Raw genomic sequence first — 21,285 nt, forward strand, 5'->3', positions numbered from 1 at the left:
GCGAAGCCCAACAGCACTTCGACATTGGCCCTATTGGGCTTCGACGATGGCGCCGTCTGAGCCCAACCTAGCGGTCTACTGCGGCCAACCCCGACTCAAGCTCCGAGCATAACCAAAGCGCCTTTTATTCTTTATCCTGCGGATCATCCATCGGCACTATCGGCTCTCCCTTTCGTCTGCGGAGCTCCGCCATGACCCGCTATCTCATCCTTCCTGGCTGGCAAGGTTCCGGCCCCGATCATTGGCAGACTCACTGGCAGCGCCTGCTGCCTGACGCCCATCGCGTCGAGCAGGACGACTGGCAGCGTCCCGATCCGCTGCTCTGGGTCGCCGCGCTCGACAGAGCCATCGCCCAAGCCAATGCGCCGGTGGTGCTGATCGCCCATAGCCTGGGCTGCGTGACCGTCGCGCGTTGGGCGGCCAGTGCCCCGGTGGCCCGTCGGCAGCGGGTGCTGGCGGCCTTGCTGGTGGCGCCGGCCGACGTCGAGCGCCCGGATTGTCCGGCGGAACTCCAGGGTTTCGCACCTTTGCCGCGGCAGCCACTGCCCTTCCCTTCCAGGATAGTGACCTCAGACAACGATCACGCCATCAGTCTCGCCCGGGCCGAAGCCCTGGCCCAGGCCTGGGGCAGCGAGTTGGACATCCTCCCGGGTGCCGGCCATATCAATACCCGCTCCGGGCATCGGCAGTGGGAAGAAGGTCTGCTGCACTTGGCCAAGTTGGGGGCCGCCCAGGGCCTCCGGGTCGCCTGAACGGGGCTCGGAGGTCAGAAACGTCCCATGACCTGGGTCTGGCCGGCCTTGAGCCAGCCGATGCTCTGCAGCACCGGGGCAATCTCGCTGCCGGGCTGCGCCGTACCCTGCACCTGCCCCCGCCAGTTGGCCAGGCTCAGGCGGATCTCCAGATGATGCTGGGCCCCGAGGTCGAAGACGCCCTGCAGCCAGGGCGCCGTCTGGCAATCCACCTGCAACCGGGCCGTACCCAGGGCCAGGCGGCGGGGCACCAGGACCTGCAAGGCATCGCCTTGCCAGCTGCCACTGGCGGCCTGGCACCGGCGCCAGCTGCCTGCCAGCCGTACCTCGCCCGTCAGCCGGCCGGCCAGCAAGGCGCTGCCCGGGGCCTGCAGCCAGCGCAGATCACCGCCGGCGAGATCGGCCTGCCACTGCCAGGGCCAGCCACTCAGGCTCATTCCCCAGGGCGCACCCTCGGGCTCACCTACCGTGACCTGCAGCTTGCCCGGCCAGCGCAGGTGCCACTGCCAGGGACCGGCGCCACCACCCGGCCAGGCGAGGCGTTGCATGCCGCCGCCGAGCAAGGAGCCCTGCAAGCCGACCGACGTGACCTGGGGCGGCAGCAGGCGCGGCAGCCAGTCCGCCGCCGGCCAGTAGAGCAGGCAGCCCAGGGCGAAGATCAGGCAGGCGAACAGGGTGAACGCCAGGCGCACGAGCCAGCGAGTCATGGCGCGCGCTCCACCAGTACCGCCAGGACTTCCAGTTCGAAGGCCATGCCCGTCGGCTGGCTGCGAATTCTCAGGGTCCGGGGTAGCCAACCCCGCGCCCGCGCCCAGGCCTGCAACCGTTCCATGGCGCCCACGTCGACCGCCTCGCCACGCACCTGCCAGACCGGTTCGGCCAGGGTCAGGGCGCTGAAGGTCACGCCGTCGACCGCACCGCGCCAGTCGGCCTCCTGCAGCGGCTGGGCGACGGGCAGCGCCCGGGCCTCTTCGGCGAGTCGAACCCAATCGGTGGTGGCTGGGCGGCTACCCGGGGTGGCGCGCAACATCAAAATGGCGGCCAGCACCAGGATGACCAGCCCGCCAAGGGCCAGCCGCTGGCGCTCGGCGGGCAGGCGCTGCCAGTGCTGAAGGATGGTGCTCATGGTCGCTTCTCCACGGGGCTAGCCAGGCGCAGGGTCAGGCGTCCGGCCTGACGCTCCCACCGCAGGGTAGCGAATTCCTCGCCGAGCCGGGTGCGCAGGGCCCTGTCCAGGCTGGCGGGCCCATCCAGCACCACGCGGATGCCCTGTTCATCCAGCGCCCACTCCACCAGCTGCCAGCCGGGCTGGGCGCCAAGCGCGGCACCCAGCGGACCGCTGAGGTGCTGCCAGAGGCGCCACTGCCCTTCCAGCTGCCGCCGGGTCCGGCTGGCCAATTGGAGCTCGCGCTCGGCGCGGCCGGCATCGAGACGGTCGCTGGCCAGGCCCAGGCGCTGGGCGACAACGTCCCGGTCGAGCCGTGCCAGGCGCCCATGCTGGAGCTGTTGGATGCCCAGATGCAGCAGCGCCAACCCGGCCGCCGCGGCCATGCCCAGCAGCAGGGGCCGGGGCAGCCCCAGAGACGGCCGGCGGCGGCGCTGGCCCTGTCGCGGCCAGAGGTCCTGGGCCGCGGAGCCGGTGACAGCATCGGGCCAGAGCCGCTCGGCGGACGCCGCGGGTCCCGCATCGATCAAGGCCGCCAGGGCCGGCGATAGGCTGCCTGCGAGTGCCGCTGGCCAGGTCAGCCAGACCTCGCGGTCATCGGTACGAGTCTTGAATCTCAGGCTGTCGCCCAGGCGCAGGCCGATCCCACCCTCGGCCGATGGCTCGGGCAAGAGCTGGAAGTCGACCCAGCAGGCCGCCACTGTCCAGCCGCAGGCGGCGCAGTGTTCACGCCAGGCTTCCAGCAGCGCCCGGTCCAGGGCCAGCAGGCGCAGTCGTCCGGGCACGCGCGCCAGGCAGACCAGGTGCTGGCCGCTGGCATCCTCCAGCAACTGATCTTCCAGCAGCAGTCCCCACTCGTGCGGGCGCAGCCCCTTGGGCGCGGCCACATCGAACAGGCTGCAGTCCTCACCGTGCAGCAGCAGGGTGACTGTCTGGGCGGGCGCTGGCAGCGCTGCCGCGGCTTGCAGCTGGCCGTCCTGGAGGTGCGCGACTACCAGCGGATTGTCCGAGCCCGGCGGACCGGGGCGCCGCGTGCGCAGCAACAGGCGCACGGAGCTGTGGGCCGAGCTGAGGTCACGGCGCATCAGGGGCAGCAGGCGCCCGAACGGGAGGGAGGTGAGCATGGGTCAACCTGTCTGAGGCAAGGCGAAGGTGCAGACATAGCCGGCACCCTGCAAGGTAAAGGTCAGCCGTACCCCATTGGCAGGTTCGGTCTGGGGCGGATAGGCGAGCCAGCGTCCGTCGCCGTGGAATTCCAGCTGCAGGCGCTCGACGCCCGGTTGGTCGAGCACCGGCTTCCAGACCGGGGCTTCCACCGCATCCAGCTCGGCGCTGCGCCACAGTCGCAGTCGCTCCTGGCCGGCGTCCCATTCCAGGCGCTGGCGACGCAGGCGGCCGGCACCCTGCTCCGCACTCAGCGGCAGGACGTCCAGGGCGACCCATTCCAGCCGATTCTCGTCCGGGCGCCAGTCCAGCAGGGCGTTGTGCAGCGGCAGACGGTGCTCCTGCAGCGGGCGCAGGACCAGACCTCCCAGGCGCCGATCCAGCAGGCCGCAGAGGTCCAGCACCCGGGCATCGGTCGACTCCCGGGCGGCCAGGCGGCCACGGGCATCGAGCCAAAGATTGACCAGGCTACCGAGCAGCACGGCGAGCAGCGCCGTGAGGGCCATGGCCAGCAGCACCTCGATCAGGGTCATGCCCGCCTGGCTCTTCATGGTTGGGCTCCGGCATGGATCGGCCAGTCGCCCAGGGCCCGCCCGAGAGCGGCATCGGCATAGAGCGCCAGCCGTTGCCCGCCCAGGGGCCCGCCCGCGCGCTCCAGACGCCAGTAGCAGCGCTCGCCTCCCTGGCTCAGTTCACCCTCACTGGCGGTCAAGCCTTCCACCTGCCAGCGGGTCTGGAGTTCGCGAGCGCAGAGCTGGGCCAGCTCGCGGGACTGGACGACACCGGCGATGTCCAGCCGCTGGCCGATCACCTGGCTGACGCCCACCGCCATGAAGGCGACGATGGCCAGGGCAACCAGCACCTCCAGCAGGGTGAAACCGCGCTGCTTCATGGCCGTTCCACCGAGGCACGGCCGCGTGCGTCGACCACCAGCAGCCACTGCCGCTCTTCTTCGGCGAACGCCAGGCGCTGGCCCTGGGTATCGCCGTTCGGCCACCAGATCAGGCGCGGCTGCGGGCTCGCAGGTTCGACCAGTTGCAGACCGGATGGCCAGCGTCCGTCCGGCAGATCGGCGCTGGCCAGGGGTTGCCAGCGTGGCCCGTGGGTATCGGCCACCAGTTGCAGATAGCGAAAGCCGCTGGCGTCGTTCTGCCAACCGAGGATGCGCCCGCTGCGGCGGGCGGTGTCCCGTGCCAGCTGGAAGTCGCCCGCCAGGCTTTCCAGCCGCCACTGCCCGGCCGGACTGCCACCGCCGAGGCGCGCCACGCCCACGGCAGTCAGCAGCCCGACGATCAGCAGCACGACCATCAGCTCCAGCAGGGTAAAGCCGCCCTGGCGCGCCGACATGGGGATTCAGAGCGTCCAGTTGCCGATGTCGGCGTCACTGCCCTCGCCGCCTTCGCGGCCGTCGGCGCCGAGGGTGTAGAGGTCCACTCGGCCATGCTCACCGGGGATGCGATAGCGATAGGCGGCGCCCCAGGGATCTTCCGGCAGGCGGCGGATATAGCCATCGGCGCGGTAGTTGCGCGGCTCGGGGCCCTGAGTCGGCTTGCTCACCAGAGCGGCGAGGCCCTGCTCGGCGGTGGGATAGCGCAGGTTGTCCAGGCGATACATGTCCAGCGCCTGCTCCAGGCTGGCGAGATCGGCGCGGGCCTTCTGCTGCATGGCCTTGTCTTGGTTGTCCAGCACATTGGGCGCGACGATGGCCACCAGCAGGCCGATGATGAAGATCACCACCATGATCTCGATAAGGGTGAAACCGGCCTGGCGGGCGGGTACGGCTTGGGAAGGCATCGCGAAAGTCTCCTTGGGGTGCATCAGAGGTTGAGCGCCTGGTTGAGCTGCATGATGGGCAGCAGGATGGCGAGCACGATGGCCAGCACCACGCCGCCGAGGACCAGAATCAGCACCGGCTCGAACAGCGCCAGGGCCAGGTCCACCTGCTGGTTGAAATCCCGCTCCTGGGCCTCGGCGACCCGCTCCAGCATGGCGTCCAGGGTGCCGCTGGCCTCACCGCTGGCGACCATGTTCACCAGCAGCGGCGGAAACACCGCGGCGCTGTCCAGTGCCCGACCGAGTCCGGTACCGGCGGTGACCTGTTCGATGGCCGCTTCCAGGGCATCGCGCAGGACCTGATTGCCCAGGGTGGCGCGGCTGACCTGCAGGCCTTCGAGCACCGGGATGCCGCTGCCGACCAGAATCGCCAGGCTGCGGGTCAGGCGGGCGCTGTCGAGGGTGCGCAGCAACTCGCCCATACGTGGCAGGCGCAGCAGCTGACGATGCCAGCGTCGCCGCCACTCGACCTGGCGCAACAGGCGCTGGAGACCCAAGCCGGCCAGCAATAGCAGACCCAGCAACCAGGGCCCGAAGACCAGCAGGCCATCACTGACGGCCACCAGGGCGCGGGTGATCCAGGGCAATTGCAGGCCGCTGTGGATGAATTGCTCGGTGAGCTTGGGCACCACGAAGGTCATCAGCCCCGCCACCACAGCGACCGACACCAGGGCCAGCGCCAGCGGATAGATGAGCGCCGTGCGTGCCTTGTGGCGCTGGCGCTGCACCCGTTCGAGATAGTCGGCCAGGCGCTCCAGCACCGGCCCCAGGCGCCCGGCCCGTTCGCCAGCGGCTACCAGGGTCAGGTACAGCGGATCGAAGGTGCCTGGATGGCGACCCAGGCTGTCGGCCAGGGTATAGCCCTCGCGCACCTGGCCCAGCAGATCCAGCAACAGCGCCTTGAGCGCCGCCTGGCGACTCTGGCGCTCCAGCATCTGCAGGGCCTCGGCCAACGGAATGGCGGCGCTCACCAGGGTCGCCAGCTGGCGGGTGAAGTCGGTGCGGCTGTTGGCGTCCAGCCGGCCGCCGCGACCGCGCGCGCCGCGGGCCGGACCGGTCGCCTGTACCTCGCGGGGAAAGAGGCCGCGCTCGCGCAGCAGTTGGCGGGCATGGCGCTCGCTTTCGGCCTGGATGACATCGCGCCGGCGACGCCCGTCGCCATCCAGCGCCAGGTAACGGTAGGCCGGCATCAGCGCAACGCTCCGCCGAGGGCGTTACTGGTGCACCGCACGCAGCACCTCCGCCAGGCTGGTCTCGCCCGCCGCCAGGCGCTCCAGGGCACTCTCGGCCAGGGTGGCGCGACGGCCTGCCAGTAGCCGAGCCATCTCGCCCTCCCCTGCGCCACGATAGATGAGCTCGGCCAGTTCGGCGTCCAGGGCGATGAATTCATAGAGGCCCAGACGACCGCGATAGCCGCTGCCGTTGCAACTTGGGCAACCCTGGGGCTCGCGCAGCCGTTCGAGTCCGGCCAGCCCCGGCAAGAGCGCCTGCTCGGCCGCCCGCAGCGGACGCCAGGCGGCGCAGCCACAGAGCCGCCGCACCAGGCGCTGGGCCAGGACGCCCTTGAGGCTCGACGCCAGCAGGAAGGGCTCCACGCCCATGTCGCGCAGGCGGGTGATGGCGCCCAGGGCGCTGTTGGTGTGCAGGGTGGAGAGCACCAGGTGACCGGTGAGACTGGCCTGCACGGCGATGCCGGCGGTCTCCACGTCGCGGATCTCGCCGATCATGATGACGTCCGGGTCCTGACGCAGGATGGCCCTCAGGCCGCTGGCGAAGGTCAGGCCGGCGCGCGGATTGACCGGGGTCTGGCCGATGCCCGGCAAGGCATACTCCACCGGGTCTTCCACGGTGAGGATGCTGCGGCTGCCTTCGTTAAGCAGCCCCAGGCTGGCATACAGAGTGGTGGTCTTGCCCGACCCGGTGGGTCCGGTGACCAGCAGGATGCCGTTGGGCTGGGCCAGGGCGCCGCGCAGGCCGGCATCGATGGCCGGTGGCAGGCCGAGGCGCGAGAGCTCCAGCAGGCTGGCCTGCTTGTCGAGGATGCGCATGACCACCCGCTCGCCATGGACGCCGGGCAGGGTCGAGACACGGATGTCTACATCGCGACCGCTGGCCCTCAGGGTGATGCGGCCGTCCTGGGGCTGGCGCTTCTCGGCGATGTCCAGCCGCGCCATGACCTTGATCCGCGACACCAGCATGGCCGACAGCGCCCGCGGCGGGCGTAGCAGCTCGCGCAGCACCCCATCTACCCGAACCCGCACCACCAGCGCCTGCTCGAAGGTTTCCACGTGCAGGTCGGAGGCGTCCAGGCGCAGGGCCTCGGCGAACAGGGCGTTGATCAGGCGGATCACCGGCGCCTCGCCAGCGCTGTCGAGCAGGTCCTCGACCCGTGGCAATTCTTCCATCAGTCCAGCCAGGTCGACGGTCTCGCCAAGGCCCTCCACCAGCGCCTCGGTGCTGGCCTGTCCGGCCTCATAGAGCGGACCCAGGCGCTGCTCGAAGACCTCGCGCGGGAGCCATTCGCAGCCCTGCGGCGGCCCGTGGCGGCGCTGCACCTCCTGCAGCAGCGCCAGGTCCGCATCCTGGCGGCACAGCAACCGATAGCCGTCGGACCCGGCGGCCAGGGCGATGCCGGCCTGGCGCGCCAGGCGATAGGGCAGCGTTGGCGTCATCAGAGGCCGTCCAGGCGCGCCCGCGCCGAGGGATAGAGACTCTGCAGGGTGGGCGCACCGCGCGTGCCCGGGGGCGTGGCCGGCAAGGCCGCGGCCGGGGCGGCGGCGCGCATGCCGCGGTACTTGTCCTCGCTGATCTGCTGCACCAGCGCCGGATCCCGGAGGATGCGGGGGCGGATGAACACCACCAGATTCTGCTTGGTGCTGGAGCGGGTACGCGACTTGAAGAGATTGCCCAGTACCGGCACATCGCCCAGCAGCGGCACGCGCTGGTCGCTGTCATTGCCCTCGTTGCTGATCAGGCCGCCCAGGACGATGAGGCCATTGTCCTCCACCATCACCGTGGTCTTGATCTCGCGCTTGTTGGTGACCACGTCGCTGGCACGCACGTTGTCGGCCAGCGACGAGACTTCCTGGACGATCTCCATGCGCACGGTGTCGCCCTCGTTGATCTGCGGCTTGAGGCGCAACTTGACCCCCACTTCGCGACGCTCGATGGTCTGGTAGGGATTGGCGTTGTTGCTGGTGACCGAACCAGTGACGAAGGGCACCTCCTGGCCGACCATGATGGAAGCCTCGGCGTTGTCCAGGGTCAGCAGGGTCGGTGTCGACAGCAGATTGAAGCCGCTCTCGCTGCGCATGGCCTGCAACAGGGTGACGAAGTTCAGCCCGCTGCCGCCGATGCGCCCGACGCCCGCGGAGATGCCCTGCATGCCCGAGAGTAGACTGCCCAGGGCACTGGTGTCCTGGTTGGCCGCGGCGGCGGCGATACCGTTGATGGGCGTGCTGTTGGTGAAGTTGACGCCGCCCGCCGGCAGGTTGCCGTTGCGGTCGAGGAACAGCCACTGGACACCCAGCTGATTGGCCTTGGTGTCGGTGATCTCGGCGATGATGGCTTCCACCACCACCTGGGCGCGGCGGATATCCAGCTGGCTGATGATGCGCTTGTAGCCGGCCAGCTCCCGCGGCGGCCCGATCAGCACGATGGAGTTGGTGCCCATGTCCGCTTCCAGCCGAATACCGGGTGCTCCCGGCGCCCCTGCCCCGCTGCTGCCCTTGATGGAAGGAGCCTCCTCCTCTCCACCACCCTCAATAGGGGTGCTATTACCCATGGGCGCTGTTGCCACCGGAATCTCCACCCGCGCCTCCTGGGTGACCTCGCCGCTCAGGCCGCGCAGCACCTTGACCACCTCGCCGGCCTTGGCGTGATGCAGATAGACCACCTCGGTGTCGCTGGCGGCGTCACGGGAGACGTCCAGCTCGGCGACCAGGCGGCGCACCTGGCGGCGGACAGCTTCGTCCCCGCGCACCATGAGGGCATTGCTGCGGGCGTCGGCCAGCACCTGGACCCCGCCGCCGGCCTGGCCGCGACTGGCCAGCAGCCGCTCCACCAGGGGCGCGGTATCGCGCGCCTGGGCATGGCGCAGGGCGATCATTTCCACCGGTTCGTCGCGCCCGCGATCCAGCCGTGCCAGCAGTTGGCCGATGCGGCTCAGGTTGCTGCGCCAGTCGGTCACCACCAGCAGGTTGCTGGCCGGATAGGGCGTGGCCACCCCGACCCGGGCGTCCATCAGCGGACGGACGATGCCCAGCAGCTGTTCGAGATTGCCGCCACGCACGGCGAACACCCGGGTGGCCACGGTATCGCCGGCGCCGGGCTTGGCCGGAGCGCCATCGTCTACCTCTACCGGCAGGGGTTCGGTCCGGGCCGCCTGGTCGGGCAGGATCTTCACGCTGCCGTCGTCCAGCTCCACCGCGGCGTAGCCGTTGGCGCGCAGCTGGGCCAGGGCCAGGGCATAGACATCGTCGGCAGCCAGGGGCTGGGCACTGCGCACCGTCAGGGTGCCGCGCACCCGCGGATCGATGACGAAGTTGGTGCCGGTGATGCGCCCCACGCTTTCGATGAACAGATCGATCTCGGTGTTCTCGAAATTGACCTCGAAGCGTTGTTCGGCCTGGGCGCCGAGCAGCCAGAAGGCGAGGAGCAGGCCGCAATAGCTGCGTTTTTTCACAGGGACAGTCTCACGGGTAGGGCCAGGGCGCGGCCCTGACGTTCCAGTTCCAGGGTCAGGGCACCGGTGGCGCGCCATTGCGGCAGGCGCTGCAGCAGCGCCCGGGTATCGGCCACGGGGACGGCATCCACCCGGCGCAGCACGTCCCCGGGTTCAAGTCCGAGGCCGCTGAAGAAGGCCGGCTCGGCGCCGGGTTGCAGGCGGTAGCCGGTCAACTCGCCATGCTCGCGGACGGGGGTGGCGCGAATGCGGCGAAGCAGGCTGGCCAGATCGCCCTCCTCCGCCACTGGTGTGGGCAGCGCCTTGACTGCGGCCGGCTTGGTCGTACCGCTGGCTGCGAGGCCCACCAGCTCACGCGGCGCGGGCCAGGGCAGCCGCTCTTCGCGGCCGGCGCGGCTGAAGACCAGGCCCTGGGCGTCGATGGCGGTCAGCACCAGCCCGGGCGCCAGGCTCTCGCCCAGCACCAGGGACATCTGGCGATCGCCGTGGCGCAGCACCACGACGGAGCCGTCGATCGGCACCGCCTTGATCGCTCCGACCCACTGGATCGGCAGGGTGCTGGATGCCGCCTGGCTGGCGGCGCGCCAATGGCCGGCCAGCAGATCGGTGGCAGGTGACGGCTCGACCCGGACGCTGGGCGCGGGCACTGGCAACCAGAGCAGGCGCAGATCGCTCGCCACCCGCGCGGCCAGCCAGGCGGCGATGCCCAGCCACAGCAGGGTCAGCAGCCGCAGCGCCAGGGGATGGCTGAGCAACCGCCCCATCAGGCCAACCGCTCCAGACGCTGACGCAAGGCAGCTAGCGGATGCCAGCCCGGATGGCCCTCGACGAACTCCAGTCGCGGCACCGGCAAGGGCGCCAGGCCCCAGTCGGCGGGCCGGGCGCGCAGATAGGCTTCCAGGCGTTGCCAGAGCGCCTCGCCGGTGCCGAGGTCACGCCCCAGGGCGAAGGTACGACAGGTGAAGGCGGCGCCCAGGGGCACCTGCAGGGGTGCGATACGCTGACCACGGGGCGCGCCATAGCGACAGCTCCAGGGCGCCCCCATCAGCCGCGGCAGGTCCTGGCTGTTGTCCAGTAGCAGAGGCTCGCCGAAGCGGTTGTCGGCAGCCTCTTCCAGGAGCGTGCGCAGGCCGTCGGCCGTGGTAGGCAATTCCAGCACCGTGGCCTCGTGGCCGCCACAGAGGGCGATCAGGTGTTCGCGGGTGATCCAGTCGCCCCGCCGCAGCGGCAGGTCGTATCTCAGGCCAGGCAAGAGCACCGGCTGGGCCTCGCTGCCACCCAGGGCGGCAGCGATCAGCGCATCCCAACTGCCGCCCAGCAGATCGCGGCGCCAGAGATCCACCGGCGCGCGCGCCAGGCGCTGGTCGAGCCAGCCGGCGTGGGGCGCCCGGGCCACCGCTAGCCGCTGTTGGTAGTTTTCCAGCAGGGCGCGATCGAGCACGCGCTCGACCTGTACCGGATGAAAGACGGCGTCCAGACGCCAGCCATCGCGACCGCCCCGGCAGCGGACTTCGAAGATGCCGACGCCCCGGGCACCCGGCAGGCACACCGGCAGCGGCCGACCACTGCCGCGCATTACCGGAATCAGCTCCGGCCAGAGATCCTGGCCGCGAGCGCAGAACAGCAGGTCAGCGTCCTCCAGCCGCTCGGCCAGCCACAGGCCTGGCCCAGTGCCGACATCGGCCAGCACCACCAGCAGATCGGCCTGCCCGCGCGCCTCGCTCAGCACCGGACGCAGCCGGGCATACCAGTCGGCCAGGGGCGCCTGCTGGTCGCTGGCATAGGGATCGGTCGCCCCGACCACGGCGATGCGCACGCCGTCGCGCTCGATCAGGGTGAAGGGGGCGACGCCCAGGGCGCTGCGCTGCTCCTCGGTGAGGGTGGCGCCCAGTACCGGACGACCGTAGCGGCGATAGAGGGCGGCGCTGCGCTCGGGCCAGAGCAAGCGTTCGTCACTGCTGACCCGGACCTCGCTGCCCAGCAGCTGGCTGCCATCGACCCCCGCCTCGCCACGGGTGAGCTGGGTCAGGCCGCTGCCGTTCCAGCACTGACCATTCTCCAGTGTCAGGCTGCGGGTCGCGCCCTGGCGGGTACGCAATTGGATCAGTTGGCAGGCCAGGGCGGCATAGCCGCCATAGCGCTGGCCATCGCCACGCGCGGCATCGAGCAGGGGTGCCAGCGTCGGGGCGAGACGAGCCGCATCGGTGCCCGTGCGCCAGGGCGCGGCGCCAATGCGGCCGGCAGGTCCCAGGCGCACCCGCGGTACCACAGGCCAGCCGGGATCGCGGGCATCCAGGGTGTCGGCCACATAGAGCAACTGCAGATCGGCGTCGACCGGGCTGGCGGAAAAGCCTCGGGCACAGCCGCCCAGCAGGGGCGCCGTGACGCCTGCCGCGAGCCAACCCAGGACCTGGCGTCGTGCCCAGTTGCTCATCCGATGTCTGCCATGCGCGCTAGAGAGGGCGGCATCCTAGACGGCGAAAAGCTACAAATTCATGACAAAACAACAGGTTACAAACTGTTACAGCTCAGCTGCCAAGGAATGACCGGCTGTAACCTTTCAGTCACCAGACCATCACAGAGGCTTCCTAAAGTCGCCGGCTCCCGTGATTAATCAAGGAAGCTTTGCGCATGAGCACTTTCACGAGCGATGACCGTAACCGTAATGAAAGCGGCAACGAACCGCTGGATGCCGTCGTCGACCGTTACCTGTCGCGCCGCAGCGTCATGAAGGGTGGCCTGGGCGCTGCCATCGCCATGATCGCCGGCGGTGGGCTGACCGCCTGCTTCGATGGCGGTGGCGGCTCGCACGACGATCCGGCTCCCAGCCAGCCGACCCCGGCGCCGCAGCTCAAGCTTGGTTTCGAATCCATCCGCGGCGCTCGCCTCGACGCCATCGTCCTGGCCGCCGGCTACAACGCCCGCACCCTGGCCCCCTGGGGTACCCCGCTGAACAACCTGGCCAACGCCTGGCGCAGCGATGGCAGCAATACCTCCACCGACCAGGCCAACGCGGCCGGCATGCACCACGACGGCATGCACTTCTTTCCGCTGAACAACTCCAGCAGCGACGGCCTGTTGGCCATCAACTACGAATACATCGACCAGAAGGTGCTGCACCCCAACGGCCCGACCACCACCAACGGCAAGCGCCCCGCCGAGGAAGTGCGCAAGGAAATCAACGCCCATGGCGCGGCGGTGATCCGCATCCGCAAGGTCGACGGCATCTGGCAGGTGGTGACCAACGACGCCCTGAATCGTCGCTTCACCAGCGCCACGCCGATGGACATCGCCGGTCCGCTGCGCGGCAACGCCAACCTGATCACCCCCTTCTCGCCCGATGGCACCCGTACCCGCGGTACCAACAACAACTGCGGCAACGGCTTCACTCCCTGGGGCACCTACCTCACCTGCGAGGAGAACTGGCCGGGTATCTTCGTCAACAAGGGCACCCTGCCGGTTGACCAGAAGCGCATCGGCATCACCAACAAGAGCAACTACGGCTGGGAGACGCCGGCGGGTGATGCCAGCGAGGTGGACAACGAATTCCGCCGCTTCGACCTGACCGCCACCGGCGCCAGCGCGACCCAGGACTTCCGCAACGAAGCCAGCGGCTACGGCTACATCGTCGAGATCGACCCCTACAACAGCGCCGCGCCGGCCACCAAGCGCACCGCCATGGGCCGCTTCCGCCACGAGGGTTCGGCCTACGGCATTCCGGTGGCCGGCCAGCCGCTGGCGTTCTACATGGGTGATGACTCGCGCAACGAATACATCTACAAGTTCGTCTCCGCCGCCGCCTGGGACCCGGCCGATGCCAACTCGGCCAATCGCCTGGCCATAGGGGCCAAGTACCTGGACAACGGTACCCTCTACGTCGCCCGCTTCGACGATGGCGGCAACGGCAAGTGGCTGCCGCTGACGGTCAATGCACCGACCAAGGATGGCCATACCCTGGGCGCCCTCTACGGCGACCTGGCCGGCATCATCCTCAACACCCGCGGCGCCGCCGATGCGGTGGGTGCGACCCCCATGGATCGCCCGGAGTGGACCACCGTTAACCCTTTCACCGGCGAAGTCTACGTCACCCTCACCAACAACTCGGCGCGCACTGCCGCCAACGCCGCCAACCCGCGGGTACCCAACGTCAACGGCCACATCGTGCGCTGGAAGGACAACAGCAACCAGACCGACTTCACCTGGGACATCTTCGTCTTCGGCGCGGACGCTGGCGCGGCGCCGGACATCAACCGCTCGGGTCTGACCGAACTCAATCAGTTCGCCAGCCCCGACGGCCTGGCCTTCGACAGCCGTGGCATCCTCTGGATCGAGACCGACAACAGCGACAACGCCGTGGCCGAGTACACCAACGATCAGTTGCTGGCGGTCATCCCGGCCCAGGTGGTGGACGGCAGCGGCAAGCAGGTCGCCATCTCGGCCACCAACCAGACCGCGCTGCGCCGCTTCCTGGTCGGTCCCAACGGCTGCGAGATCACCGGCATCACCTGGACGCCGGACCTCACGACCATGTTCATCAACGTCCAGCATCCGGACAACTGGCCCTTCAGCGACGTCGCCACCGAGGCCACCCCGGCCGGCACCAAGGTGCGCCCCCGCGCCTCCACCGTGGTGATCCAGAAGCTCGACGGCGGCCCCATCGGCGTCTGATCGCGTCGGCGATAGCCAGGCTCCCCCGGTCGGCGACGACCGCGGGAGCCTTTTGTTTTGCGGCGGACTCGATATTCGTCCTGTGACGTTTTCACCTCCTGGCGCCAGATTGACCGTAGGTTGGGCTGAGACTGCTCCATCGTCGAAGCCAAACATTGCCGGCACCCAAGCCCCGCTACGTTGGGCTTCGCTACGCTCAACCCAACCTACGACGAGTGGTGAGAACGGCCGCTTCGGCGCACGCTGGCCGCGATCAGCTACTGCAACACCTCCGCCCCTGCCGGTCCAGGGACCCAGAGGGTGGTGTCCCGCGTCGCCAGCCAGCGCACCCGTTGCGCCGGCACCGCCGCGTGCCAGCGACTCACGCCCTGGGCCGCCAGCTGCCGCACCTGGCGAAAGACCTGGCCATCGCGACGCACCTCGACCCCGAGCAGGAAGTCGCCGCTATTGAGGATCAGTCGCTGGGTCAGCAGACTGAAGGTCTTCTCCCCCACCCCGGGCAAGGCCTGGCGCAGGGCCTCGACAGTGGCGTAGCCCTGGGCAGGCCGCGCGGTGATCAGCAGCTGCAGCGTTTCCCGCGGCACCTCATCGAGAAACAGCGCCTCCAGCAGCAGCAGTTGACCCATGCCCAGGGCATTGGCGTTGAGGCGCCAGCCTGAGGTTTCCGGCAGCGCACAGAGCTCGCGCAGGTGCAGATGCCGACCGGGTTGCGGCGGCACGATCAGATCCAGCTCACCTATCTCGGTCAGCGGCAGATTGGGCACCAGCACCGGTGGCACCAGGCGCAGGGCCTCGGGGGTCTCCAGGCCGAATTCGCGGCTCTCGCCATCGGCATCAACCCAGTCGGCAAGGCGTTCGGCAAAGCCCTGGGCCGTCAGTCCCGCCTCGCCCAGCCCGCCAGGACGCTGCGCCAGCAATTGCTTCAGCTGGCGCAAGGCCAGGTCCCGCTCCGGGCCGGCCAGGGCATTGACGTTGAAGCAGCCATGCAGATCGCGCAGCTGGGCCCGGACCTGGGCGCCTTCTACCTCATAGGCCAGCACCTCGCCTCTCAGGCTCTGCCAGAATTCCGGCCGCTGCCGCGCCCCGGCCTGCACCAGCCCTTGCGTGACCACATGCTCCGCGCCGGCCGCCAGTGCCCGCGCCAGGGTCTCGTGCTCCAGCAACCGCGCCCGCTGGAGTTCGGCTCGCCCCTCGGCCAGCAGCACCGGCAACAAGGCCGCCACCAAGGCCAGCGCCCAGAGCGCCATCAGCAGCGCCACGCCTCTTTGTCGCCGCACCCGCATTCCTCCAGGCAAAAGCGGCATTGGAGCGGACACAGGTTGCAGATTCGTGGCAATGCGTGGATCAGCTTCCCCGTTGGGCTTCGCTGCGCTCAACCCAACCTACGCCCCACGTGACACCCCGTAGGTTGGGCTAAGCGCAGCGCAGCTCAACAGACAACGAAAAAACCCGCCACCAGGGCGGGTTTCCTCACCACCAGGGCCGCATCACAGCTTGGCGATGGACACCTCTGTGGATTTGACGAAGGCGATCACCTCGCTGCCCACCACCAGGTCCAGCTCCTTTACCGAGCGGGTGGTGATGACGGAGGTGACGATGCCGGCGGCGGTCTGGACGTCGATCTCGGAGAGCACCGAGCCTTCGATGATTTCCTTGATGGTGCCCTTGAACTGGTTGCGAACGTTGATGGCCTTGATGGTCATGGCAGAACTCCTCGGATGAGCGATCAGTAGGCCCAGCGCAGTTGCGTGGGCAGGGGTTGCACGATTTCGGGTAGATCGGGATTGAGCGGTTGCTGCAGCACCCGGGCCAGTACCTCGGCTTCCAGGCGCGCCAGTTGGGCATCGCCGGCGGCCCGGGGGCGCGCTAGGTTGACGTCGAGATCCAGACCGACATGGCCGTCTTCGATGAGCACCACGCGGTCGGCCAGGGCTACCGCCTCGCCTACGTCATGGGTCACCAGCAGCACGGTGAAGCCGTGGCGCTGCCAGAGGCCTTCGATGAGCTGCTGCATCTCGATGCGGGTCAGGGCATCCAGGGCGCCCAGCGGTTCGTCCAGCAGCAGCAGGCGCGGCTGGTGGATCAGGGCGCGGGCCAGGGCCACGCGCTGCTTCTGGCCGCCGGACAGCGCCGAAGGCCACTCCTGGGCGCGATCGGCCAGGCCGACCGCCGCCAGGGCTTCCAGGGCGCGCGGTTTCCAGTCGCCCCTGAGGCCCAGGCCGACGTTGTCGATGATGCGTTTCCAGGGCAGCAGGCGCGCATCCTGGAACATCAGCCGGGTGTTTTCGCGGTGCTCCGCCAGGGGTTCGTCCTGCCCCAGCAGGGTGCCGCCACTGGCGCGGTCGAGACCGGCCACCAGGCGCAGCAGGGTGCTCTTGCCGCAGCCACTGCGGCCCACCACGGCGACGAACTGGCCAGCCGGGATCTGCAGATCGATCCCGTGGAGCACGGTGCGCTCGCCAAAGGTCTTCACCACCTGTTGCAGCTTGAGGGCGATGCCCCGCGAGAGCGGCGGAACGGCTTGCAGACTGGTCATGCGTGGGCTCCCTTCTGATAGGCCGGGTGCCAGCGCAGCCAGGCACGTTCCAGGCCGCGGGCGGCGAGATCCGCCAGCTTGCCAAGTACGGCGTAGAGCAGGATGGCCAGCACCACGATGTCGGTTTGCAGGAATTCCCGGGCGTTCATCGCCAGGTAGCCGATGCCGGAGCTGGCGGAAATGGTCTCGGCGACGATCAGCGTCAGCCACATCAGGCCGAGGGCGAAGCGCACCCCCACCAGGATGGCCGGCAAGGCGCCCGGCAGCACCACGTGCCAGAACAGCCGCGCCCCGGAGAGGCCGTAGCTGCGGGCCATCTCCACCAGCGCCGGATCGACGTTGCGGATGCCGTGGTAGGTGTTGAGGTAGATGGGAAAGAACACCCCCAGGGCCACCAGGAACAACTTGGCCGACTCGTCGATGCCGAACCAGAGGATCACCAGCGGGATCAGCGCCAGGTGCGGCACGTTGCGCACCATCTGCAGGGTGCTGTCGAGCAGGCGCTCGCCCCATTTCGACAGCCCGGTGATGAAGCCCAGCGCCAGGCCGATGCTACCGCCGATGGCGAAGCCGATGCCGGCGCGCCAGCCGCTGATGGCCAGGTGTTGCCAGAGCTCGCCGCTCTTGACCAGACTCCAGCCCGCTGCCAGCACCGCCGCCGGCGACGGCAGGATGCGACTGGACAGTAGGCCGCTGCTGACCGCCAACTGCCAGGCGACGATCAGGGCCACCGGCACCACCCAGGGCGCCAGGCGCTGCAGTTGACGTTCGATCGTGCTGTTCATGCCTGCCTCCCTCAGCTCTGCGCCGCTTTCTGCGGCAGGATGTCGTTGGCCACCATCTCGCCGAAGGGACTCACGTAGTTGGCACCTTCGACCTGGGTCGGCCGCTTGACCGGCAGGTGCGGGAACAGCAGTTCGGCCACCCGATAGGATTCTTCGAGGTGCGGATAGCCGGAGAAGATGAAGGTGTCGATGCCGAGGGCGGCATATTCCTTGACCCGCGCGGCCACGGTGGGACCGTCGCCGACCAGCGCGGTCCCGGCACCGCCACGCACCAGGCCGACACCGGCCCAGAGGTTGGGCGCGATCTCCAGCTTGTCGCGACGGCCCCCGTGCAGGGCCGCCATGCGCTGCTGGCCGACGGAATCGAAGCGGGCGAAGGCGGCCTGGGCCTTTTCGATGGTGGCGTCGTCCAGGTTGGCGATCAGCCGGTCGGCGGCCCGCCAGGCCTCTTCATTGGTCTCGCGGACGATCACGTGCAGGCGGATGCCGAAGCGCACCGTGCGGCCCTGGGCGGCGGCCTTGGCCCTGACCGCCTCGATCTTCTCGCGCACCGCATCCAGGGGCTCGCCCCAGGTCAGGTAGAGCTCCACCTGCTCGGCGGCCAGGTCCTGGGCGGCATCGGAGGAGCCGCCGAAGTACAGCGGCGGGCGCGGTTGCTGCAGCGGCGGATAGAGCAGCTTGGCGCCCCTCACCTGGATATGCTTGCCGTCGTAGTCCACCGTCTCGCCTTCCAGCACGCGACGCCAGATGCGGGTGAATTCCACCGAGGCTTCGTATCTTTCGCTGTGGGACAGGTGCAGGCCGTCACCGGCCAGTTCGTCCGGATCGCCGCCGGTGACCAGGTTGAACAGCGCCCGGCCGCCGGAGAGGCGATCCAGGGTGGCCGCCTGCCGCGCTGCCACGGTGGGCGAGATGATCCCGGGGCGCAGGGCTACCAGGAACTTGAGTTTCTGGGTGACCGGGATCAGCGAGGCGGCCACCAGCCAGGAATCCTCGCAACTGCGGCCGGTGGGGATCAGCACCCCGCCGAAGCCCAGGCGGTCGGCAGCCTGGGCGACCTGGCTCAGGTAGCCGTGGTCGACGGCGCGGGCGCCTTCGGCGGTACCCAGGTAGTGGCCATCGCCGTGGGTCGGCAGGAACCAGAAGATATCGAGACTCATGGGGCTTTCTCCAGCAGGCGAAATCAGGGTTTGGCGGCAGCGGTCTGCAGACTGGCGGGCGGGGTCCACACCACGTCATGGATGACCAGCGGCTTGGGAATCAACTTGAGGGCGGTGAAGGCGTCGGCAATCTTCTGCTGCTGCGCGGCCACCTCGGGACTGATGAAGCGGGCGCCATAGCCCTGGCGCCTGACCACCCGCTCGGCGGTGTCCAGCGGCAGGTTCAGCAGGGGTGCCACCTGGGCGGCGACCTGGTCAGGGTGGGCCTTGGCCCACTCGCCCACCGAGCGCACCTCGTCGACGATGGCGCCGACCTGTTCGGGATGGGCCTTGGCGAAGCTGCGGGTGGCCAGATAGAACTGGTGGTTGTCGGCCAGGCCGGTGGCATCGGTCAGGGTGCGCGCCTGCAACTGGGTCTCGGCGGCGGCCTGGTAGGGATCCCAGATCACCCAGGCGTCCACCGCGCCGCGCTCGAAGGCAGCCCGGGCATCGGCGGGCGGCAGGTAGACCGGCTGGATGTCCTGGTAGGGGATGCCGGCCTTGGCCAGTGCCTGCACCAGCAGGTAGTGGACGTTGGAGCCCTTGTTCAGGGCGATCTTCTTGCCCTTGAGATCGGCCAGCGACCGGATCGGCGAATCCTTGGGCACCAGGATGGCCTCGCTGGTGGGCGCCGGCGGCTCGTGGGCCACATAGACCAGGTCGGCGCCGGCGGCCTGGGCGAACACCGGCGGTGTCTCCCCGGTCACGCCGAAATCGATGCTGCCGACGTTGAGGCCTTCCAGTAGCTGCGGGCCGCCGGGGAATTCGGTCCACTGCACCTTGACGCCGTCCTTGGCCAGGCGCTGCTCCAGGGTGCCGCGGGCCTTGAGGGTGATCAGGGTGCCGTACTTCTGGTAGCCGATGCGCACCGTCTCTTCCGCCTGGGCCAGGCCGGCGGCCAGGGTCAGCAGGGAAACGGCGAGCAGCGAGCGCGTGAAGGAGAACTGCATGACTAAGGCTCCTGGTCAGATGCCCCAGCGCGCCTGGCCGATGCGATCGGCCAGCAGCTCGGGGGTCAGGGGTTGGGGACGCCGCACCAGGGTCGCGTGAAATTGTTCGAGGGATTCGTGCAGGCGCTGCTCCAGCGCCGGGGTCAGGGCGACCCCGGTCTCGGTGTAGCTGACCTGGCTGTCGTCGGCGAAGACGCCGTTGAGGATTTCCTGGGCCTTGAGCGCCGAGAGCACCGGCTTCAGCGCGTAGTCGATGGCCAGCAGATGACCGCTGGAGCCGGCGGTGGCCAGGGGCAGCACCACCTTGAGTGCCAAGGCGCGCTCGGGCAGCAGGTCCAGCAGCGTCTTGAGGGCGCCGGCCAGGGAGGCCTTGTAGACCGGGGTGGCGATCACCAGGCCATCGGCGGCCTGCAGCTGGGCGATCAGTTCCACCACGGGCGGGCTGTCGAAACGGGCGCCGATGAGGTCGGCGGCGGGAAAGTCCTGGATGCGCCAGCGGGACAGTTCCACGCCGCGCCCCTGCAGCCAGTTCGCTGCCAGATCCAGCACGCCGCTGGAGCGCGAGCGCGCTGCCGGACTGCCTGCCAAAGTCACCACCTGCATCGCCGTCTCCTGGAGAAAAAAGAGCGGTGTCGCGCCGCTCGAAAAAGGAATGAGCGGACCTTAGCAGCGGGTGTTTATTCCCTAAAAATACCCTTTCGGCACTTGGTTATAACCAGAAAAACAAAACCCCGGCCTGGGCCGGGGTCTGGTTGTCGCAGGAGATTTCAGCGATTCGGTTGAGGCGTCAGGCGCAGATAGGGTTTCACCGCGGTGTAGCCCTTGGGGAAGCGCCGCTTGAGTTCTTCCTCGTCCTTGAGCGACGGCACGATGACCACGTCGTCGCCATCCTTCCAGTTGCCCGGGGTCGCCACCTTGTGGTTGTCGGTGAGCTGCAGGGAATCGATCACCCGCAGGATCTCGTCGAAGTTGCGCCCGGTGCTGGCCGGATAGGTGATCGACAGCCGCACCTTCTTCTGCGGATCGATGATGAACAGTGAACGCACGGTGAGGGTGTCGTTGGCGTTGGGGTGAATCATGTCGTAGAGGGTCGAGACGCTGCGATCGGCGTCGGCCAGGATCGGAAACCCCACGGCGGTGGCCTGGGTTTCCTCGATGTCCTTGATCCAGCCCTGGTGCGATTCCAGACCGTCCACCGAGAGGGCGATCACCTTGACGTCGCGCTTGGCGAATTCGTCCTTGAGCTTGGCGGTGAGACCCAGTTCGGTGGTGCAGACCGGGGTGAAGTCGGCCGGATGGGAGAAGAGCACGCCCCAGCTGTCGCCCAGCCACTCGTGGAAGCGGATGCGACCCAGGCTGGAATCCTGTTCGAAATCGGGGGCGATGTCGCCCAGACGGATGGTCATTGGCAGTTCTCCTGATGCAGGTAGGGATAGCGGCACTATGCCGCCCACCAGAGCGGGCGGGAAAGATCGGATCACGCTGTGGTTATAACGCGAAAGCCGACCCCTCTTGGGCCATCCCCCGGTCGCGACGCCACGCGCCGCGT

At 68.9% G+C, this 21,285-nt stretch carries 22 protein-coding genes; 2 read left to right on the forward strand and 20 right to left on the reverse strand.

The genetic code is table 11. From position 1 onward, the window contains the following. The first annotated feature begins 191 nt into the window (after window positions 1-191). Entirely contained in the window at window positions 192-752 is a 561-nt protein-coding gene (locus AABM56_RS17415; protein ID WP_347883551.1) for an alpha/beta hydrolase, read from the forward strand. Between the two features lie 14 nt (window positions 753-766). On the opposite strand, the gene AABM56_RS17420 is transcribed toward AABM56_RS17415, so the two are convergent. From AABM56_RS17420 to AABM56_RS17475, 12 genes are read right to left on the reverse strand one after another with little or no spacing between them, the layout of a single operon-like run. Next, complete coding sequence (locus AABM56_RS17420; RefSeq protein WP_347883552.1) at window positions 767-1,459, reverse strand: hypothetical protein; 693 nt, start codon at window positions 1,457-1,459, stop codon at window positions 767-769. Continuing rightward, a complete protein-coding gene (locus tag AABM56_RS17425; RefSeq protein ID WP_347883553.1) occupies window positions 1,456-1,878 on the reverse strand; it encodes a hypothetical protein in 423 nt (140 codons plus the stop codon). Before AABM56_RS17425 ends, AABM56_RS17420 begins: the two co-directional genes overlap by 4 nt. Continuing rightward, the gene (locus AABM56_RS17430; RefSeq protein ID WP_347883554.1) at window positions 1,875-3,041 is read right to left on the reverse strand and encodes a type II secretion system protein GspL; all 1,167 of its coding nucleotides are present in this window, start codon (window positions 3,039-3,041) and stop codon (window positions 1,875-1,877) included. Before AABM56_RS17430 ends, AABM56_RS17425 begins: the two co-directional genes overlap by 4 nt. 3 nt (window positions 3,042-3,044) lie before the next feature. After that, window positions 3,045-3,632, reverse strand: coding sequence for a prepilin-type N-terminal cleavage/methylation domain-containing protein (locus AABM56_RS17435; RefSeq protein ID WP_347883555.1), 588 nt, complete (start codon window positions 3,630-3,632; stop codon window positions 3,045-3,047). Further along, on the reverse strand, window positions 3,629-3,973 hold the full coding sequence (gene gspI / locus AABM56_RS17440) for a type II secretion system minor pseudopilin GspI (RefSeq protein ID WP_347883556.1): 345 nt from the start codon (window positions 3,971-3,973) through the stop codon (window positions 3,629-3,631). The genes AABM56_RS17435 and gspI overlap by 4 nt, the downstream gene beginning before the upstream one ends. After that, window positions 3,970-4,428: a GspH/FimT family pseudopilin gene (locus AABM56_RS17445; protein WP_347883557.1), complete on the reverse strand. Its 459-nt coding sequence runs from the start codon at window positions 4,426-4,428 to the stop codon at window positions 3,970-3,972. Before AABM56_RS17445 ends, gspI begins: the two co-directional genes overlap by 4 nt. A 6-nt stretch (window positions 4,429-4,434) precedes the next feature. Next, on the reverse strand, window positions 4,435-4,875 hold the full coding sequence (gene gspG / locus AABM56_RS17450) for a type II secretion system major pseudopilin GspG (protein ID WP_347883558.1): 441 nt from the start codon (window positions 4,873-4,875) through the stop codon (window positions 4,435-4,437). A 23-nt stretch (window positions 4,876-4,898) separates the two neighbouring features. Then, the gene (gene gspF / locus AABM56_RS17455; protein ID WP_347883559.1) at window positions 4,899-6,104 is read right to left on the reverse strand and encodes a type II secretion system inner membrane protein GspF; all 1,206 of its coding nucleotides are present in this window, start codon (window positions 6,102-6,104) and stop codon (window positions 4,899-4,901) included. A gap of 24 nt (window positions 6,105-6,128) precedes the next feature. Beyond that, complete coding sequence (locus AABM56_RS17460) at window positions 6,129-7,586, reverse strand: ATPase, T2SS/T4P/T4SS family (RefSeq protein ID WP_347883560.1); 1,458 nt, start codon at window positions 7,584-7,586, stop codon at window positions 6,129-6,131. Next, the gene (gspD, locus tag AABM56_RS17465; RefSeq protein ID WP_347883561.1) at window positions 7,586-9,598 is read right to left on the reverse strand and encodes a type II secretion system secretin GspD; all 2,013 of its coding nucleotides are present in this window, start codon (window positions 9,596-9,598) and stop codon (window positions 7,586-7,588) included. The genes AABM56_RS17460 and gspD overlap by 1 nt, the downstream gene beginning before the upstream one ends. Then, window positions 9,595-10,362, reverse strand: a complete 768-nt coding sequence (locus tag AABM56_RS17470; protein ID WP_347883562.1) for a hypothetical protein — start codon at window positions 10,360-10,362, stop codon at window positions 9,595-9,597. Before AABM56_RS17470 ends, gspD begins: the two co-directional genes overlap by 4 nt. Further along, entirely contained in the window at window positions 10,362-12,032 is a 1,671-nt protein-coding gene (locus AABM56_RS17475; RefSeq protein WP_347883563.1) for a lipoprotein UxpA, read from the reverse strand. The genes AABM56_RS17470 and AABM56_RS17475 overlap by 1 nt, the downstream gene beginning before the upstream one ends. A gap of 197 nt (window positions 12,033-12,229) precedes the next feature. On the opposite strand from AABM56_RS17475, the gene AABM56_RS17480 reads away from it, so the two are divergent. Next, a complete protein-coding gene (locus AABM56_RS17480) occupies window positions 12,230-14,266 on the forward strand; it encodes a PhoX family phosphatase (protein ID WP_347883564.1) in 2,037 nt (678 codons plus the stop codon). A 257-nt stretch (window positions 14,267-14,523) separates the two neighbouring features. Here the strand turns inward: AABM56_RS17480 and gspK are convergent, their stop codons facing one another. The 8 genes from gspK to AABM56_RS17520 form a co-directional block, all read right to left on the reverse strand. After that, window positions 14,524-15,543 carry a type II secretion system minor pseudopilin GspK gene (gene gspK / locus AABM56_RS17485; RefSeq protein ID WP_347883565.1) on the reverse strand — a complete coding sequence of 340 codons (1,020 nt, stop codon included), beginning with the start codon at window positions 15,541-15,543 and terminating at the stop codon, window positions 14,524-14,526. Window positions 15,544-15,753: 210 nt separating this feature from the next. Further along, a complete protein-coding gene (locus AABM56_RS17490) occupies window positions 15,754-15,969 on the reverse strand; it encodes a TOBE domain-containing protein (RefSeq protein ID WP_347883566.1) in 216 nt (71 codons plus the stop codon). Between the two features lie 23 nt (window positions 15,970-15,992). Beyond that, a complete protein-coding gene (gene ssuB, locus AABM56_RS17495; RefSeq protein ID WP_347883567.1) occupies window positions 15,993-16,802 on the reverse strand; it encodes an aliphatic sulfonates ABC transporter ATP-binding protein in 810 nt (269 codons plus the stop codon). Beyond that, on the reverse strand, window positions 16,799-17,587 hold the full coding sequence (ssuC, locus tag AABM56_RS17500) for an aliphatic sulfonate ABC transporter permease SsuC (RefSeq protein ID WP_347883568.1): 789 nt from the start codon (window positions 17,585-17,587) through the stop codon (window positions 16,799-16,801). The genes ssuB and ssuC overlap by 4 nt, the downstream gene beginning before the upstream one ends. 11 nt (window positions 17,588-17,598) lie before the next feature. Further along, entirely contained in the window at window positions 17,599-18,747 is a 1,149-nt protein-coding gene (gene ssuD, locus AABM56_RS17505) for an FMNH2-dependent alkanesulfonate monooxygenase (RefSeq protein ID WP_133862828.1), read from the reverse strand. A 23-nt stretch (window positions 18,748-18,770) separates the two neighbouring features. Further along, entirely contained in the window at window positions 18,771-19,736 is a 966-nt protein-coding gene (locus AABM56_RS17510) for a sulfonate ABC transporter substrate-binding protein (RefSeq protein WP_133862829.1), read from the reverse strand. Window positions 19,737-19,751: 15 nt separating this feature from the next. Then, the gene (gene ssuE / locus AABM56_RS17515; RefSeq protein WP_263259529.1) at window positions 19,752-20,339 is read right to left on the reverse strand and encodes an NADPH-dependent FMN reductase; all 588 of its coding nucleotides are present in this window, start codon (window positions 20,337-20,339) and stop codon (window positions 19,752-19,754) included. 164 nt (window positions 20,340-20,503) lie between these two features. Next, a complete protein-coding gene (locus AABM56_RS17520; protein ID WP_059315912.1) occupies window positions 20,504-21,142 on the reverse strand; it encodes a peroxiredoxin in 639 nt (212 codons plus the stop codon). Window positions 21,143-21,285 lie beyond the last annotated feature (143 nt).

The sequence above is a fragment of the Pseudomonas aestiva genome, from assembly GCF_039908605.1.
Classification (GTDB): Bacteria; Pseudomonadota; Gammaproteobacteria; order Pseudomonadales; family Pseudomonadaceae; genus Chryseomonas; species Chryseomonas aestiva.

Bases quoted from the DNA above. Each gene is read 5' to 3' on its own strand.
- AABM56_RS17420 (WP_347883552.1), bottom strand. From the start codon at position 1,459: ATGACTCGCTGGCTCGTGCGCCTGGCGTTCACCCTGTTCGCCTGCCTG.
- gspF (WP_347883559.1), bottom strand. From the start codon at position 6,104: ATGCCGGCCTACCGTTACCTGGCGCTGGATGGCGACGGGCGTCGCCGG.
- ssuE (WP_263259529.1), bottom strand. From the start codon at position 20,339: ATGCAGGTGGTGACTTTGGCAGGCAGTCCGGCAGCGCGCTCGCGCTCC.
- ssuC (WP_347883568.1), bottom strand. From the start codon at position 17,587: ATGAACAGCACGATCGAACGTCAACTGCAGCGCCTGGCGCCCTGGGTG.
- AABM56_RS17430 (WP_347883554.1), bottom strand. From the start codon at position 3,041: ATGCTCACCTCCCTCCCGTTCGGGCGCCTGCTGCCCCTGATGCGCCGT.
- gspG (WP_347883558.1), bottom strand. From the start codon at position 4,875: ATGCCTTCCCAAGCCGTACCCGCCCGCCAGGCCGGTTTCACCCTTATC.
- AABM56_RS17435 (WP_347883555.1), bottom strand. From the start codon at position 3,632: ATGAAGAGCCAGGCGGGCATGACCCTGATCGAGGTGCTGCTGGCCATG.
- AABM56_RS17425 (WP_347883553.1), bottom strand. From the start codon at position 1,878: ATGAGCACCATCCTTCAGCACTGGCAGCGCCTGCCCGCCGAGCGCCAG.
- AABM56_RS17475 (WP_347883563.1), bottom strand. From the start codon at position 12,032: ATGAGCAACTGGGCACGACGCCAGGTCCTGGGTTGGCTCGCGGCAGGC.
- AABM56_RS17470 (WP_347883562.1), bottom strand. From the start codon at position 10,362: ATGGGGCGGTTGCTCAGCCATCCCCTGGCGCTGCGGCTGCTGACCCTG.
- gspI (WP_347883556.1), bottom strand. From the start codon at position 3,973: ATGAAGCAGCGCGGTTTCACCCTGCTGGAGGTGCTGGTTGCCCTGGCC.
- AABM56_RS17445 (WP_347883557.1), bottom strand. From the start codon at position 4,428: ATGTCGGCGCGCCAGGGCGGCTTTACCCTGCTGGAGCTGATGGTCGTG.
- AABM56_RS17460 (WP_347883560.1), bottom strand. From the start codon at position 7,586: ATGACGCCAACGCTGCCCTATCGCCTGGCGCGCCAGGCCGGCATCGCC.
- AABM56_RS17480 (WP_347883564.1), top strand. From the start codon at position 12,230: ATGAGCACTTTCACGAGCGATGACCGTAACCGTAATGAAAGCGGCAAC.
- ssuD (WP_133862828.1), bottom strand. From the start codon at position 18,747: ATGAGTCTCGATATCTTCTGGTTCCTGCCGACCCACGGCGATGGCCAC.
- AABM56_RS17415 (WP_347883551.1), top strand. From the start codon at position 192: ATGACCCGCTATCTCATCCTTCCTGGCTGGCAAGGTTCCGGCCCCGAT.
- AABM56_RS17510 (WP_133862829.1), bottom strand. From the start codon at position 19,736: ATGCAGTTCTCCTTCACGCGCTCGCTGCTCGCCGTTTCCCTGCTGACC.
- AABM56_RS17490 (WP_347883566.1), bottom strand. From the start codon at position 15,969: ATGACCATCAAGGCCATCAACGTTCGCAACCAGTTCAAGGGCACCATC.
- ssuB (WP_347883567.1), bottom strand. From the start codon at position 16,802: ATGACCAGTCTGCAAGCCGTTCCGCCGCTCTCGCGGGGCATCGCCCTC.
- AABM56_RS17520 (WP_059315912.1), bottom strand. From the start codon at position 21,142: ATGACCATCCGTCTGGGCGACATCGCCCCCGATTTCGAACAGGATTCC.